The organism is Billgrantia hypersalina (genome assembly GCF_052584175.1).
Genome location: NZ_JBMIQI010000011.1, coordinates 610,780 through 623,915, shown reverse-complemented (window position 1 = coordinate 623,915; position 13,136 = coordinate 610,780). Strand labels below are relative to the sequence as shown.

The 13,136-nt window shown below is 57.5% G+C and carries 18 protein-coding genes; 8 read left to right on the top strand and 10 right to left on the bottom strand.

The features are described from left to right. Positions 1–120: 120 nt before the first annotated feature. Complete coding sequence (locus tag ACOJCM_RS10080; protein WP_445211921.1) at positions 121–1,746, bottom strand: relaxase/mobilization nuclease domain-containing protein; 1,626 nt, start codon at positions 1,744–1,746, stop codon at positions 121–123. Beyond that, positions 1,743–2,090: a hypothetical protein gene (locus ACOJCM_RS10075; RefSeq protein ID WP_445211920.1), complete on the bottom strand. Its 348-nt coding sequence runs from the start codon at positions 2,088–2,090 to the stop codon at positions 1,743–1,745. The genes ACOJCM_RS10080 and ACOJCM_RS10075 overlap by 4 nt, the downstream gene beginning before the upstream one ends. A 702-nt stretch (positions 2,091–2,792) precedes the next feature. Here ACOJCM_RS10075 and ACOJCM_RS10070 point away from each other — a divergent pair. Both ACOJCM_RS10070 and ACOJCM_RS10065 read left to right on the top strand, forming a co-directional pair. Then, complete coding sequence (locus tag ACOJCM_RS10070) at positions 2,793–3,017, top strand: hypothetical protein (protein ID WP_445211919.1); 225 nt, start codon at positions 2,793–2,795, stop codon at positions 3,015–3,017. Between the two features lie 123 nt (positions 3,018–3,140). Continuing rightward, entirely contained in the window at positions 3,141–3,356 is a 216-nt protein-coding gene (locus ACOJCM_RS10065; protein ID WP_445211918.1) for a hypothetical protein, read from the top strand. Positions 3,357–3,373: 17 nt separating this feature from the next. On the opposite strand, the gene ACOJCM_RS10060 is transcribed toward ACOJCM_RS10065, so the two are convergent. Continuing rightward, a complete protein-coding gene (locus tag ACOJCM_RS10060) occupies positions 3,374–3,910 on the bottom strand; it encodes a hypothetical protein (RefSeq protein ID WP_445211917.1) in 537 nt (178 codons plus the stop codon). Between the two features lie 35 nt (positions 3,911–3,945). Continuing rightward, a complete protein-coding gene (locus ACOJCM_RS10055) occupies positions 3,946–4,356 on the bottom strand; it encodes a hypothetical protein (RefSeq protein ID WP_445211916.1) in 411 nt (136 codons plus the stop codon). A gap of 167 nt (positions 4,357–4,523) precedes the next feature. On the opposite strand from ACOJCM_RS10055, the gene ACOJCM_RS10050 reads away from it, so the two are divergent. After that, complete coding sequence (locus ACOJCM_RS10050) at positions 4,524–6,065, top strand: type IV secretory system conjugative DNA transfer family protein (protein WP_445211915.1); 1,542 nt, start codon at positions 4,524–4,526, stop codon at positions 6,063–6,065. On the opposite strand, the gene ACOJCM_RS10045 is transcribed toward ACOJCM_RS10050, so the two are convergent. Continuing rightward, positions 6,058–6,573, bottom strand: coding sequence for an ankyrin repeat domain-containing protein (locus ACOJCM_RS10045; RefSeq protein ID WP_445211914.1), 516 nt, complete (start codon positions 6,571–6,573; stop codon positions 6,058–6,060). The two genes, ACOJCM_RS10050 and ACOJCM_RS10045, sit on opposite strands and share 8 nt — an antisense overlap. Positions 6,574–6,586: 13 nt before the next feature. Further along, on the bottom strand, positions 6,587–7,471 hold the full coding sequence (locus ACOJCM_RS10040) for a hypothetical protein (RefSeq protein WP_445211913.1): 885 nt from the start codon (positions 7,469–7,471) through the stop codon (positions 6,587–6,589). Positions 7,472–7,691: 220 nt separating this feature from the next. On the opposite strand from ACOJCM_RS10040, the gene ACOJCM_RS10035 reads away from it, so the two are divergent. Together ACOJCM_RS10035 and ACOJCM_RS10030 are read left to right on the top strand one after the other, a co-directional pair. Then, the gene (locus tag ACOJCM_RS10035; protein WP_445211912.1) at positions 7,692–8,300 is read left to right on the top strand and encodes a hypothetical protein; all 609 of its coding nucleotides are present in this window, start codon (positions 7,692–7,694) and stop codon (positions 8,298–8,300) included. A 17-nt stretch (positions 8,301–8,317) separates the two neighbouring features. Then, positions 8,318–8,842, top strand: a complete 525-nt coding sequence (locus ACOJCM_RS10030; RefSeq protein WP_445211911.1) for a hypothetical protein — start codon at positions 8,318–8,320, stop codon at positions 8,840–8,842. 42 nt (positions 8,843–8,884) lie between these two features. On the opposite strand, the gene ACOJCM_RS10025 is transcribed toward ACOJCM_RS10030, so the two are convergent. Then, positions 8,885–9,088 carry a hypothetical protein gene (locus ACOJCM_RS10025; RefSeq protein ID WP_445211910.1) on the bottom strand — a complete coding sequence of 68 codons (204 nt, stop codon included), beginning with the start codon at positions 9,086–9,088 and terminating at the stop codon, positions 8,885–8,887. A 529-nt stretch (positions 9,089–9,617) separates the two neighbouring features. Between ACOJCM_RS10025 and ACOJCM_RS10020 the strand changes: the two genes are divergently transcribed. From ACOJCM_RS10020 to ACOJCM_RS10010, 3 genes are all read left to right on the top strand, one after another. Continuing rightward, complete coding sequence (locus ACOJCM_RS10020) at positions 9,618–9,923, top strand: hypothetical protein (protein WP_445211909.1); 306 nt, start codon at positions 9,618–9,620, stop codon at positions 9,921–9,923. A 430-nt stretch (positions 9,924–10,353) separates the two neighbouring features. Then, entirely contained in the window at positions 10,354–10,647 is a 294-nt protein-coding gene (locus ACOJCM_RS10015) for a hypothetical protein (protein ID WP_445211908.1), read from the top strand. Positions 10,648–10,651: 4 nt separating this feature from the next. After that, complete coding sequence (locus tag ACOJCM_RS10010) at positions 10,652–11,095, top strand: hypothetical protein (RefSeq protein WP_445211907.1); 444 nt, start codon at positions 10,652–10,654, stop codon at positions 11,093–11,095. A 76-nt stretch (positions 11,096–11,171) separates the two neighbouring features. On the opposite strand, the gene ACOJCM_RS10005 is transcribed toward ACOJCM_RS10010, so the two are convergent. From ACOJCM_RS10005 to ACOJCM_RS09995, 3 genes are all read right to left on the bottom strand, one after another. Beyond that, positions 11,172–11,765 carry a hypothetical protein gene (locus tag ACOJCM_RS10005; protein WP_445211906.1) on the bottom strand — a complete coding sequence of 198 codons (594 nt, stop codon included), beginning with the start codon at positions 11,763–11,765 and terminating at the stop codon, positions 11,172–11,174. A gap of 97 nt (positions 11,766–11,862) precedes the next feature. Beyond that, positions 11,863–12,405 (bottom strand): ArdC family protein, encoded by a 543-nt coding sequence (locus ACOJCM_RS10000; protein ID WP_445211905.1) that lies wholly within the window; start codon positions 12,403–12,405, stop codon positions 11,863–11,865. After that, positions 12,402–12,773 carry an ArdC-like ssDNA-binding domain-containing protein gene (locus tag ACOJCM_RS09995; protein ID WP_445211904.1) on the bottom strand — a complete coding sequence of 124 codons (372 nt, stop codon included), beginning with the start codon at positions 12,771–12,773 and terminating at the stop codon, positions 12,402–12,404. Before ACOJCM_RS09995 ends, ACOJCM_RS10000 begins: the two co-directional genes overlap by 4 nt. Positions 12,774–13,136 lie beyond the last annotated feature (363 nt).

Genomic DNA, 13,136 nt, shown 5'->3' with positions numbered 1-13,136 from the left:
ACGATGATTAAAAACTTTGTTAAGTCGCTTCGGGTAAATAACAGATAACCGGTTTCGGGTAGATAGAATGTCTCATCCCGATGTCTTAACCCCCATCTCACTTGGTATATTTAGCTATCACTACCGCCCGCGATCCGGATCACGATCACGGCGCCGCTTTCGCCGGTAACGCCGCACCTTTGGCTGATCGGAAGGCGCAGGGCCGCTATCGCCCTCCTCTGAGTCATCCCTTTCTTCACTCTCCGAAGCGGCCCGCGCAAAGCCCCTGGCCAGCTGTCCAGGCTCAAGACCTCGCGCCGGATCGGCCGCGCGGTCAAAGCTTTGATGGGCTTTTTTCGCGGCCTCGGCTTTCCGCTCTTCTGCATCAACCTCACGCCCCTTACCCACCAACCAGTCCGGCAGCGCCGGCATACAGTTGTCCGCCCCGCGCCCGGCGACGTTCTCCTCGCGCTGAAAGACCTCGTCGAGGGATTTCGCTTCGCGCTTTTCGACGCGGGCGAGAGCCTCCACCCGGCGCTGGATATCGCGTGACTGCAAGCCTTGCCGCTGGGCGAGATCCCGGCGCTCTTGCCCCTGCCGCTCACGTAGCGCCTGACGCGCGGTGAGATAGGCCCGTTCCCGCTGCCGATCCCGCCAGGCATGGAGCTTCTTGCGCACCAGCTCGGCGCCGGTAACCCGCCCAAGAAAAGCTGCCAGACCGCGGGGACGGTTGCTGTCCCGCTGCTCACGGATACGCCGCATCTGCGCCTCATAGGCTTCCCGCAAGGCACGGCGTTCATCGCGCTGCTCTGTCAGCAGCGCCTGACGGTCCTGATGCTGCTGCCGGCGCAGCGTTGTGGCCTGCTGCTCCAGCCCGCGCCGCCGTGCGGCTTGCTCGCGCTTCAGCTGCGCTGCTTCCTCGGCGCGCTGCTCGTCATGCTGGTGGCGCTCGATGGTCTTGCGGTGGGTTGCGACGAGCTTTTTCGCGTCCTGGGCGGAGGGCAGCGCCTCCGGCGGGAAGTCTTTTTCCAGGAAGGCGCGGATGTCTTTCGTGCGCACGGTCTTGTCATCGATCAGGCGCGGCAGCGCATGCATGCCGCCGTAAAGATCCACCAGCACATAGGGGCGTTTGCCGGTCGCGAGCATATAGCCTCTCTGGGCCAGCGCATTCACAAAGGATCTGGCGTTGTCGCTGTGCCGCCAGGCCTCGGTGACCTGTGCTTTGTGATCGCCCTTCGACAGGCCGGTAACACGCTTCTGGTGCAGCTCGTAGAGCGAAAGTTGCTCGCCCCGGCCGTCTTGATGATAGCCGCGCGGCAGTTCGAGGCCATGGTCCCGCGCGAACTCACGGGTGACCATCATCAGCTTTTCATGGTCGAAGGCCATCGGCACGGCCCGCTCATTGTCGGTGTCGATACGGGACCAGACGACATGGCAATGCGCCCGCCCGTATTTTTCGTGAAAGACGATGGCGCGTGGCTGGCCGGACAGGCCGAGCTTTTCCTCGGCCCGGTTGATGAAATCGGCATATTGCTCGGCCGTCAACGGCCCCTGCGCCGGGTCGGGATTGATGGACAGGCTGTAGAGATAATTGCGGCAGCGCGTCAGGGAATGCGCGAGGGCCTCCCACTCCGTCATGGCACCGTGCAGATCATCGGCAATTGCGCCGCGCACCTCGGCCACCTCGACACGCTCATTGTCGTGGGCGTTGAGCAGATGTGTGGCGAGGTCCTGGCCGAGGCCGCGCTGGCTGCCGAACGGAATCATGGCGACCGCCCCATGGCCGTGAGCAGCAGCGTGCGGATATCCGCAAGGGAGCGGGAGATATCGTCCAGAACGGGCTCATAGTCGCCGTCTTGCCCGGCCTGCTCGAGCTCCCGGAGCTGGCTGCTGATCCGGGCGGCTTCAGCCATCAGCCGGGCGAGCTGCTGCTGCTCGACGGGCGGACGGCGGGACTGGCGCGGCGGCGCATGGTAGAAGACAGATTTGGTGATGAAAGCGCATACCGACAGGCCGGATTTTTGGACGCGGGCGTGGAACTCGTCCCGCAGCTCTGCGGGAGGCCGGTAGGAGATGGGCGCTTCGCGCCTGTTGCGATCATTTTTTTTCATGCTTCCAAGCTATGCGCGCCATCAGCGTTCTTTCCTCGCGCAAACCTCGCCGGCCTGTCCTGGGCCCGCCTTATCGATGCGTGCCACCGGGGTCCGGGGCATCCCCGACCGATGGGATTCCAAAGGGAGAGCCGGTATCTCCCTGGTCGAAGCCGGCGGCGAAACGCCGGTCGTGGTCCATGGGCGCGAAAGCCCTGGTCGAGGGCTGCAAGGGGCGCTGAAATCCCCTTGCTCGATGGGGGTCCAGGGGGAGAGCGGAAGTCTCCTCCCTGGGCGTGATGCAACGCCGAAACGTTGCCTCAGCCTGGTCGCGCGGCTTTATGCGGGGCAGGCTGAGCCCACTCACTTGGCGAAGAAGATTCAAAAAATCTTCTGAGCCTAGCTGAGTCACTGGGGGGTCCGCGGGGGATGTGAAATCCCCCCGCAAGGTGAGCGCGGTGGAGACCACGAAGTGGTACTACCGCGCACACCTTGTACTCATCGGTAACGCCCTTGGGCCTTGGCCCTTCTTTAAATGCTACCGAAGGTTGCCTTAATAAGTGGTTAACGCGCTTGCCGCGTTATGCCGCCCTTGTTTGTAGCGCGAGGTTGGGAAAAGGAAAAGCAATTATTCATGTCGCCACAATAACAAAAACGCCGCGCCTTTTAAGGCGCATCCACAACCCCGCCGGAGACCGGCGACGCGAAGCAGCGGAGGGCGATATGCACGACGACCTGAGCACCCTGGACCTGACTGCCCTGAGCGATGACAAGCTCCGGCAATTAATCGCAGATGGCCGGGACGAACTGGCCCGGCGCAAAAAAAAGCGCAAGCAGGAAACGGCCACCCGCATCAAGGCCCTTGCCGAGGAAGCCGGCCTTGCTGTCATGGTGAAGGACAAAGTGCCAAAACGGCGTGGCCGCCCGCCGAAAAATCGTGATCAGTAAGACACGATATTATGGACGACACCCCACCGGGTGTCGTCATCTTTTGCTCAGAAATCACTATTGACAGAATCATTCACCAAAGATATCAATTGCCATCTAAACCATATGGAAATGAGAGACACTATGAACGCTAAGGAAAAAATGATCCACAGGGAGAGAGTTGAGCTATTGAGAAAATGGCGGGAAGCGACCACTCTTCTTGAAGAGATCGCACAATCCAGGCTTCTTACTGAAAAAGATGATCGCATTATCCGACATGATGTAGCCGGCCTTAACAACATGAAGTCGGTGATCGTAAGTCGCTGGAAAAAAGAGGACAACCAGCCACCAAAACCCTAATAACCCGGCATCAATTTTTATACGATTTTTTGCACCTCATCTTTTATATCACTTGACCAGCCTATCATGGCATCAAGGACTGCACCGACAGGGATATCGCGACGGATAATTTTTTCGATCTCGTCTTTTTGTTCTTTTGCATTAGCAAAGCCTTCAGAAACCAGATGAATCTTATCCTGGCAACGGGCAACAGCTATGAAGTCGTCTATATTGTGAGATATTATATTGGACATGCCATTCACATAGGGCAGGAAATTTTTGACCAACTTATACTTTCCTGTAAAGAACCATGTGTGATCGGCCTCCAGCTCAGCGATGGTTTTTGTCAAATCCACACCTTCTGCGATAAAGGTCTGCTTTAGCATTTCACAATGCCTCAACAATTCCTTGGAAAGTGAGAAGGCTTCACCGGGAAAATAGGCTATAAGCTCAGCCATCTCCTTTACTGGCGAATTATTCCTATCGGCTTCTTTCATCAGCTCTGAGAACTGGCTTAGCAAGGTAAGTCCGGCCGTACCTGCTTCAAGCGCCAGCTTGAGGTCCACGGGCGTCATGGCACTTTCTCACCGGTTGCGAAGATGTCTTTAGCTTAGTTCCTGGGTGAGAACATGCAAGAATTCGAAGGTTTGAAGAGCTTCGGCCCCGGGCCCAGCGTTCGTACGGCTTCATCTTCGGCATCTTTCAGGAGCTTGACAAACTCATCTGAACGCTTCAGCCGTGCAGCCCCTTCTGACATGGTGACTTGTTCACCGCCCCACCACCTGAAGGGCATACGCGGGTCGGCCCCAGCTTCCAGCAAAAGCTTGACAATCTCTATATCTCCACCTTCAACGGCTTTTCCAAGATAATATTGCCTAATATTGGCGCCATTAGGATTTGCTCCATGATTGAGCAGCTCCTCGACACGCTCTTTATATTTCCAGAAGATCGCCACATCGAGCTCGTGATTGAGCGACCTCTGACTTTTAAAAAGGTCTCTTAGTCTTGACAGCTTTCCCATATCTAATCCTCCTTGATCGTTCCGAACTAAACACCTCCCCATCTAGTGTCAAGAACAAAGCAATAAATCTGGCAGAGCGCCCTGCCCATACAAGGTTCGCGCGAGGCCACGAGCCCGAACCGGCCGCCACACTGTCAGGACATGCCCTGCCAGTAACGGTGACCGCAATGAGCCGCTTCCCAGACGATTTCATGAACGATATTCCGCGGGGCGTCGCCAGCCGGTATCTGCGACAGCAGAGCGTGCCGCAGGCCCGCTGGCAGCTCCCGGACGATATCCTGGCCAGTCCGGCGCTTCAGTATAATCCCGCCAATCCCGGGGGAAAGATCCTGATCGGCGCGCTTGGCGACCGGCTGATCGGGGTCGAGGATAACCGCCACGTCCTGACCGTGGCGGGGTCCCGCGCCGGAAAATCCGTGACGCTGATCGGCAACCTCCTTTTTTATCCGGGCAGCGTCCTTGCCCTTGATCCCAAGGGCGAGCTGGCCACTATCACGGCCGAGCGCCGGGCGGCGCTCGGCCAGAAGGTCTGCATCCTCGATCCCTTCGCCAGTGCACCGGACCGGCTGTCGCACATGCGCGCCTCCTACAACCCGCTGAGCGTCCTGACGCTCAGCAGTCGGACGATCATCGAAGATGCGAACCTGATCGCCGATGCGATGGTCGTTCAGGGCGCACAAGGCAAAGATCCGCACTGGGACGAGAGCGCGAAAAACTTCATCGAGGGTGTCATCCTGCATGTAGTCACCTGCCCGGCCTATAGCAAGGCGCGGACGCTGCTCACCGTGCGCGAGCTGATCAAGTCCGCGATGAAGCCGGATGATGGCGCAGAGGCGGACGAAGGCGATGAGGAGCCGCTCTGCGCCCTGGAGCGCGAGATGCTGGAAAATGCCATGCGGTTGAAGGGCCGCCGGAGCAGCGCCGATGTCGGCGGTGCGATTGAAGGCGCGGCGCGCGATTTCTACGAAAAGAGCGACCGCGAGCGCGACAGCGTGCTCTCGACGGTACGGCGCCATACCAAGTTTCTGGACTACACCTCATTTCGCAAGGTGCTGGGCCGCAGCAGCTTCAGCCTGGAAGAGCTCAAAACGAACCCGCGCGGCCTGAGCGTCTATCTGTGCTTTCCGGCCACGCGCATCGACATCGCCGGGCGCTGGCTGCGCATATTCATTAACCAGCTGCTCCAGGCGATGGAGCAGCAACCGGCAGCACCGGCGGCGCCGGTGCTAGTTTGCCTCGACGAGTTCCCGGTGCTCGGCCATATGAAACAGATGGAGAATGCCGCCGGCCAGATCGCCTCGTTCGGGGTCAAGCTCTGGGTCGTGTTACAGGACTGGGGACAGGGCAAGGCGCTCTATGGCGAGCGCTGGGAAAGCTTCGCCGCCAACGCCGGCATACTGCAATTTTTCGGCAACAACGATGTGACCACGACGGAGTATCTGTCGAAGCGGCTGGGAAAGACACGGGTCGAAGTGGCGCGCAGCGGCGAAGTTGCGCCTGAGCAGGCCGCGCTGGGCCTGAGCGGCAAGACCAGCGCGAGCGAATTGCACGACCTGCTGAGCCCGGAGGAGATCAGCCGTCAATTCGCACGCAGCGACCGCTACAAGCGGCAGCTCGTGCTGTGGGCCGGCTATCATCCCATGATCCTGCAACGGGTCGAGTATTTCGACCGGCAGAGCCCGGTCGCGCCTTATTTCCGGGTCACGTAGGCGTCATCCCGGAATTGGCAGGCAGGGTTTTGCGGTATTTCAGAATTTTATTTTCTGCTTTGGCCTGCCTGAATTCTCTGATCGTAAGGTAACGCGAAAGCGCGGGATCGTTACCGAAAGCATAGGCTAGCTCCGAAGGCAGGCGTCCCTGCCGGTCCCGCAAGATGAAATTGCAGCCCGGCTGCCTTGCCAGCACGCGGACCGCCTGACGCGCCCTGGCAGCGGCGGCTATATGCAACGCTGACTGGCCGGTTTTCACATCCTGATAGTTGACGGGCATACCGGCCTCTACATAAGCCTCTACAGTATCGGGGTTCCCGCGCTCAACGGCCTGCAAGAATTCGCGGCCGAGCATTTCATATGCCAGAGTATGCTTTCCCTCCTTGTCGTGGACAACCGTCTTAATTTTCGTCCGGATATCGCCATATTCAAGATCACAGTAATATTCCAGATATTCCTGACTATACTCCTGAGGCGCACCCTCATCATCATGTTTACGCGAAACCATATTTCAGCACCCTTCAGGAAGCGAAACGGAATTCAAGCACCTGTTGCGCGGCTTGTTTTTGCACGGATGACAAATTAGACCCAAAGGCATCCGTTACTTCAACACCGAACTTATGGTTCATAAGATAAAGGAACCGCCCTCCCGTCTTGCTCCATACCCCCATATCATTTACTGAATAATAACAATGATTTTGCCCTGAACTCTTTTTCTTGAGAAAAAGAACCAGAGTATCCTCCGGGGTAATCACGCCCCAGCCACCAGACGTGCTTTGCGAAAGCAACTCACTGGCATCCCTGTGGCCTTCTGAAGACGCTACTGGAAGCGGCCCCTTATTTTCTCTATAGCGCGCACATTCCTCAACGAGCTGCACCACGCCCAGATCATCCCCGCCATCGATACGCTGAACCGTCATGTTCAAGACGGTAATGGCGTCCTGCTCCTTATATTCCGCTCTTAGCGTTCCGCACAGATCCGAAACCGAGAGCGTAAAACTGTCTGTGCAGCTTTCACGCAGATACTCGGCGTAGCGTAACGCGGCCTGATAACCGGGCCTATATTCTTCCAGCTCATCTGCTTTAAGAAGATTGATATCCTCATGGGATAAGAACGAAACAATCGCGGCCAGCGATTCAGGCTGCGGGACCGGAAAATGCAGCCCCCTGCTCTTGTTGCTGACCCCTTCGACAAACTGCCGTAGCCGCTCACCGCCGATTTTCAGGGCTCTGCCAATCTCCACATCGGTATAGACGGCGATGGCTTCACGCACGTCGCACCATGTGTGCTGTGAACCAGCGCCAAGATCATAAAGCCGGTACGCCCGGAGCGCTTCACGGACGCGCCCAAGCTGCCAATCTGACAGATACCCGAACTGCGGCCCCGTTGGCTGTGGTTTACCCATGTCGCCCCTCCTCCCCTGCTCCATATCGGCCAGCCGACCTCCTACAAGGTTAGCGCGAGGTTGGCCCGGTCGCTCCCCTGCCAGAGTGACAACAAGCGCTGCATCACCCGGCAGCGCGCGAGGAGGACCGAGCATGGCTAAGCAAACGCATGAAAGGCATGTCTCGCTGTTCGAAGGCGAGCCGCTCACTGTCTGCCGTCATGATGAGCTGCAACGGCAGGTGATCGACGTCTACATTCAGGAGCTGACGCCCGAAAGCGTCAAGCATGCCGAGAACCTGGCGGGACTGGTCATGCTAATCAGCGTCATCGGTCTGTTCATAACGATGACGGAACAGCCGATCCTCTATTTCCCGGGGTTTCCGGCCATCCTGATCGGAGGCGGGATTTTACAGCGATTCCTGTATCAGGCCCTTCGCACAGAAACCCGGGTCTTATTCACGCCGACAGAATTCAAGGTTCTGCGGCGCGGTCGGTGGGACGTCTATGACCGGCACCTCAAGCACAGCTTCGTCATGCTCAAGCATGACGAAGCCCGTCAGGAGCGAGAGAAGCAGGAATGCCAGGCCCGCGCCGCCCAGGCCAAGGGCCAGTACAGCACGCCCCGGCGCTATTACGACGATTCCTTTCACATGGTGCTCGAATATTTCGGGCAGCGGCACGACATCGCCACCGTGTTCGATGAAAAGCGGGCTCGCGCTGTCATCGCCCGCCTTCAGGCCTGCGATTCCATGATGGACAGCCATATCAGGATGGGCGACAGCCACACCCTGAGTCCCGAGGAAGAATGGGGCGCGCAACCCGGCGGCCTTCCCGGCCAACACCGGTAACATGAGGAGGATGGATCATGCGTGTAATCAACAATCATCCCGCTGAAGGCCGCATCCTGTTCGGTGCCGTTCGCATCATTGCCTATCTGGTCTGGGCTATCCTCGGGCTCGCGCTCTGGGTGCCGTTTCTGGTGCGGGCGGTGCTGCTGTTCAACGGAGCCATGATCTATGCGACCGTCACGCAGCACCGCGGCCGCCTGCTCGTTGCACGGGGCGTGCTGGATGTCGCGACGACCTTCTACATTCTGGGCTTTCGCAACATACAGGAGTGGACGAGCGAGTATCCGCCCTACGATGCCCCGGAAGTCAGCCTGGCCATGAGTCCCATGAAGCTGATGGCGTGCTTTGTGGGCGAGCTGTTCTGGGCCGTGAGCGTCTGGTGCGTGTTGCTGTATCACCGGTCGCTCGCCCTGATGCTGCTTGAAGGCGCCGCCTATGAGATATGGATCGGCGTACTGATCTTTGTGGCCGGCGCGGTGGCGGCCATCATCGTGATGGAAAATATGCGCGACAGGAAGGCAAGGCGCACCGCCTCCGGCTGATCCCGGAGAGCGGTGCCAAGCCCTGTACAGCGAAGAGCCGGCTTATGCCGGCTCCTCATTTTCGCCCTGTGCTTTCGGCGGGAGCAAGACCAGCTCGCCGTTCACGGGGAGCGTTTCCAGCTTCACCTGGAAGCCGCCTTTCTTGTTGGGCCAGGCATGTCCGATCCGCGACCAGTAGGTCTTGTTGTTGTTCTCCGTCACGTGATAGGCGATCAGGGCCGGGCTGTTTTGTTTTGCTGTGTTCATGATGGTTCTCCTTTCGGCTGAGGGTTGATGTGCGAACACGCCCCCTTTGTCAGCCGGCAGGAAGTGGCCAGGGCACAAGGTCGCAGGTGCGAATGGAGCGGCCCGCAGACCGGACTCGTTCCGGGCGAGGACACGGGAGCGATTCCTGCGCCTGAAAGGTCTGCCTTGTGCCAGGGCCACGGTCGGCTAAAAAGCGGGTCGTATTCGCTTCGGACACAACCCGCCGGAAGGAAGGCCTGAAGCACGCATCGAGCAGCCCGGTCCCGACCTATGCAACGTGAAAAACACGACAAGATATGACCGGCGAGGCCCGCGGCCTCCAGCAGCCCCAACAAATGGCGCCCCAATAAAGCGAATGCTCACTCGCCAACACGGCCGGTCGGCCGCCTTCATCACGATCCAGGCCGGAGAAGTGACCAGATCATGGTCTTTGACGATGCGGTAGTAGGATGGTGTGATGCCGGCCTTCGTCGAGCTACTGACTGGATGGTAAAATAGATGGCGTCGAACTCAGAAAGAGGGTTGCACGATGAGCGAAGCCGACTGGATCGAAGCAGAGCGCGTGGAGCTGTTGGAGGAACGCAGAACTGAGTGGGCCGAGAACAACGTGGACATAGATGAACGTTTTGGCCCCGGCAGCTTTGGCTGCCATGAGGCGATGCATGTAGCCAATATGCTCGCGGGTCTGGTCGAGGGGGAGCTTTGCAACCACAGCGCCGTGCTGCGCGATCCGCATTGGTACAAATGCGCCCGGCTGGCCTGCGACAACCTCGCCCAGCTCTATCTCGCCATAGGCAAGGAACATCTGAACGGCCAGGATTCACCAACGCCTTGAATCTATTAAGGATTCCACTGACCAACCCCCGGCGCATCAAAGAGCAGGTTAAGGTGGTTGCGTGCCCCCGCAACTACCTTATCCTTCGACGGGTCTCTCTTACTGAGCGGCCCGTTGTCGTTAGCGGCAAGGATCAAAATTCCGGCGAGGTCGCAGAGCAGGTCGATTTCCAGTTTGCCGTCGGCGTTTGGTATCAACTCAACCCCATGCCCTGATACAGCTACAAATCTTCCATCCAGTCATTGCGACGACGTACTGGCCACCGCGCCACGCTGATAAAAGTTTCGTGGGCGGCTGTTTTCCCCCTCCCGTTCTAATTCAGGCCGGCACACGCGCCTTGTGCCTCCGTTCTGGCGATACAGCCCCTCAAAACCGCAAGTGAAGACACTCCTCCTCTGGCGTTGCGGCCCGCTGCGCGGGTGCGGGTTCTGTGCTGCATGCCCTCCTCCAGCGCTGCAAAGGCGCGGACTGGCCGGGCCTGAAGAACATCAAGGAGGAAAAAATGCAGCCTCTCTCATTCACCTTCAACAACCTGGCGCGGCAGCACACGCCGTCAGAGGAATGGATCTTCTGGATGATCGTCTTCTGGATCATTACCGAAGACGATAACAGACAGCGCGAACGCAAGCGCCGCCTCGCCCGGAAGAAACAACAGCAACACGAAGACGACGTGCAACGCGACCGTCGCAAGCGTCCTCTCGCACCGAGACCGCCAACACCTTGAAAGGATGACAGCGCTCGGCAAAGCGACCGCTGCATCAAACGGTGCTTCCCGGCGCTGCATGGTACGAATGTTAGGAATCGTGCGTGGAAAAAAATTTTCTTGTTATCTGCGTGATGACAGGAATTTTATAAAAACGGCGGAGAGGAAATTTGCTGCGGAAGTTTTCAAACAACCGACCATATCAAAGCACTGCCGTCAATATTTTCATTTTCCAGACTCATCTTCTTTTAAAGGCTCGACAGTTACAGCCGGGCTTGAAGGCAAAACTCGAGTCTCCTCCATCTCTCCTGAAGTCGAACAGGACTTTCCGAGATCAATTATGCAAAATTCTTTATTTACTGCGGTTAAACTAGCAATTATTGCCGAGAGCGCGACTATGGCACCAAATGCCTTTTGCCACCAAGAAAGGACAAGATTTTCAGACTTGACAGGCTTACCATTCCAGTAAAGCTTGTTAGCATCGTCAAGGCCAAACGAGCCTAACTCCTCAGCCTTAATACGCCTGATTTTTGGCATAATTAAATCTACCGTTTAGCAGATAGCAAATCTAATATTTGTTTAGTCTTTTCTTCAATTTTATTGACTTGATCTCTAGTAGACGAGATATGAGAAATAATTTCCCTCTGCCCAACATGCATTTTATTAAAAGACGGCGATAGCGATTGCTGAAAAACCTCTCTAATAGGTTTTTCGATTATACGATGCTTTGCCTCTTCGTCTAGCTTATCTTTATTCATGCTCATCTCTTGCAGTAAATATTCTACGTTCTCACTTGTCAAGCAAGAACCATCAGACTCTCCAACCTCCACCTCGATAACATGTCGTATTTCTTTATGTTCATCTGCCGGCAGCCAAAGCAAGAGCTCACTTAAAACTATCTCTTTAACAGCAATATCTGCTCCTTCTTTATCGTAAAGAGATAAAACAGATATCCTTTCCTCAATTTCATCTGGCAAGGTCACCTTCTCTACATTCACCACTTTCAGAGAAGATATATGCTCATTAAGCTGCAAAATCTTTTTACGAATGGGATCGACTCGCCAGGCGCATGCCTCTACCAAGTCAAACAAATGCTGGTAGGCACAATCAAATTTTACTTTCACTTCCTTGACTCGCATAAGAATATTCCTAAAGGTAATATCTTTCTGAAGCCGTCACAGGAAATTTGAGTATAGATCACAATTTAAGCGAAATGAGAAGAGTGACAAAGCCGCATCATGCGGCTTTGTCGTTTTCGCCCTGCATGCCGTGCAGATAGTCGGCGGCCCGCTGCGCGTGCGCGGCGGCGCGGAAGATGGCGCGCTTGTCGTTGCGCAGGACTTCCAGCCAGCTTGCGATATAGGCGCTGTGATCGGCCCTGGGTTCGAGCTCGATGCCGAGATCCGCGGCCAGGAAGGCGCTGCCGAGCTCGGCGACCAGCTCCTCCTGGGCGTAGCCTGCATCGCCCCAGCGCTTGCGCCCGAATTCGCGGTTCAGCCGCTCGGGATGCCGCGTCCAGTGCGTCGTTTCGTGCGCCAGCGTGGCGTAGTAGCTTTCGGCGTCGCGGAAGGTCTCGAAGGGCGGCATCTGGATGCAGTCGGCGCCGATGGCGTAGTAGGCCTGATTGCCGCCATGACGGATATCAGCACCGGTGGCGGCGAAGAAAGCGTCGGCGCGTGCGATGCGCTGCACCGGATCGAGCACCGGCCCGGCGGTCCGGTAGTAGTGATCCGGCAGCCCCTCGATCTGCTCGACGTTGAAGACCGTGTAGCCCTTCATGAAGGGGATGGTCTGGTCGATCTCCTCGCCGCTGTCCGCATCGGTTTCGCTGCGGGTGATCGTATTGGCGTAGACGACCTGCTCCCCTTCTCGCCCTTGCGGACATGGCCGCCGAGTTCCTTGGCCTGGCGGAAGGTCATCCAGATCGGTGCGCTGTATCCGATGGCGGCGGCTGCGCCCCAGAGCATCAGGATGTTGATGCCGTTATAGGGCTGGCCGTTATGGCGGAGCGGTTTGGTGATGCGGCCGGCGGCATGTTCGGCGTTCCAGAGCTTAATCCAGGGACGCACGCCTTGCTCGAGGTCGGTGATGATCTTGTCGGTGATCCGGGTGTAGATATCGGTTTTTGCTGCGCTATTGCGTGTCATGGCTTGTTCCTCCGTTCTTTGGTTTTCCTCACGACGCGGAAAGCCATAGGCCGGGGGAAAAGCCGGAAGGACACCGGAGGGGAACGGCCAACACGGGAGCCGCCGCAGGCGGCGAATGGAGCGGGCAGGCCGTTGTCCTTACGGCGCACCCGGCCAGATTGAAGCGTTATGGATTGAGGAAAACCGAACGGAGGGACCGCCCGCCAAAACACGCGCGCAGCGATAACCGCACCGAACGAAACCAGATCACGGATCGTCACCGACACGAAGACTGCGCCGCCTTGAAAGACAAGAACGTCGTGCCGGCGGCCACAAGCCTCCATGCGACACACGGCCAGCCCGCGGCAACATCCTGCCAATCCG

Excerpts from the sequence above, each read along its gene's own strand:
- ACOJCM_RS10010 (WP_445211907.1), top strand. The coding sequence starts at position 10,652 with ATGACAGCGCTCGGCAAAGCGACCGCTGCATCAAACGGTGCTTCCCGG.
- ACOJCM_RS10050 (WP_445211915.1), top strand. The coding sequence starts at position 4,524 with ATGAGCCGCTTCCCAGACGATTTCATGAACGATATTCCGCGGGGCGTC.
- ACOJCM_RS10005 (WP_445211906.1), bottom strand. The coding sequence starts at position 11,765 with ATGCGAGTCAAGGAAGTGAAAGTAAAATTTGATTGTGCCTACCAGCAT.
- ACOJCM_RS09995 (WP_445211904.1), bottom strand. The coding sequence starts at position 12,773 with ATGACACGCAATAGCGCAGCAAAAACCGATATCTACACCCGGATCACC.
- ACOJCM_RS10025 (WP_445211910.1), bottom strand. The coding sequence starts at position 9,088 with ATGAACACAGCAAAACAAAACAGCCCGGCCCTGATCGCCTATCACGTG.
- ACOJCM_RS10060 (WP_445211917.1), bottom strand. The coding sequence starts at position 3,910 with ATGACGCCCGTGGACCTCAAGCTGGCGCTTGAAGCAGGTACGGCCGGA.
- ACOJCM_RS10070 (WP_445211919.1), top strand. The coding sequence starts at position 2,793 with ATGCACGACGACCTGAGCACCCTGGACCTGACTGCCCTGAGCGATGAC.
- ACOJCM_RS10065 (WP_445211918.1), top strand. The coding sequence starts at position 3,141 with ATGAACGCTAAGGAAAAAATGATCCACAGGGAGAGAGTTGAGCTATTG.
- ACOJCM_RS10000 (WP_445211905.1), bottom strand. The coding sequence starts at position 12,405 with ATGAAGGGCTACACGGTCTTCAACGTCGAGCAGATCGAGGGGCTGCCG.
- ACOJCM_RS10045 (WP_445211914.1), bottom strand. The coding sequence starts at position 6,573 with ATGGTTTCGCGTAAACATGATGATGAGGGTGCGCCTCAGGAGTATAGT.
- ACOJCM_RS10080 (WP_445211921.1), bottom strand. The coding sequence starts at position 1,746 with ATGATTCCGTTCGGCAGCCAGCGCGGCCTCGGCCAGGACCTCGCCACA.
- ACOJCM_RS10055 (WP_445211916.1), bottom strand. The coding sequence starts at position 4,356 with ATGGGAAAGCTGTCAAGACTAAGAGACCTTTTTAAAAGTCAGAGGTCG.
- ACOJCM_RS10030 (WP_445211911.1), top strand. The coding sequence starts at position 8,318 with ATGCGTGTAATCAACAATCATCCCGCTGAAGGCCGCATCCTGTTCGGT.
- ACOJCM_RS10020 (WP_445211909.1), top strand. The coding sequence starts at position 9,618 with ATGAGCGAAGCCGACTGGATCGAAGCAGAGCGCGTGGAGCTGTTGGAG.
- ACOJCM_RS10075 (WP_445211920.1), bottom strand. The coding sequence starts at position 2,090 with ATGAAAAAAAATGATCGCAACAGGCGCGAAGCGCCCATCTCCTACCGG.
- ACOJCM_RS10040 (WP_445211913.1), bottom strand. The coding sequence starts at position 7,471 with ATGGGTAAACCACAGCCAACGGGGCCGCAGTTCGGGTATCTGTCAGAT.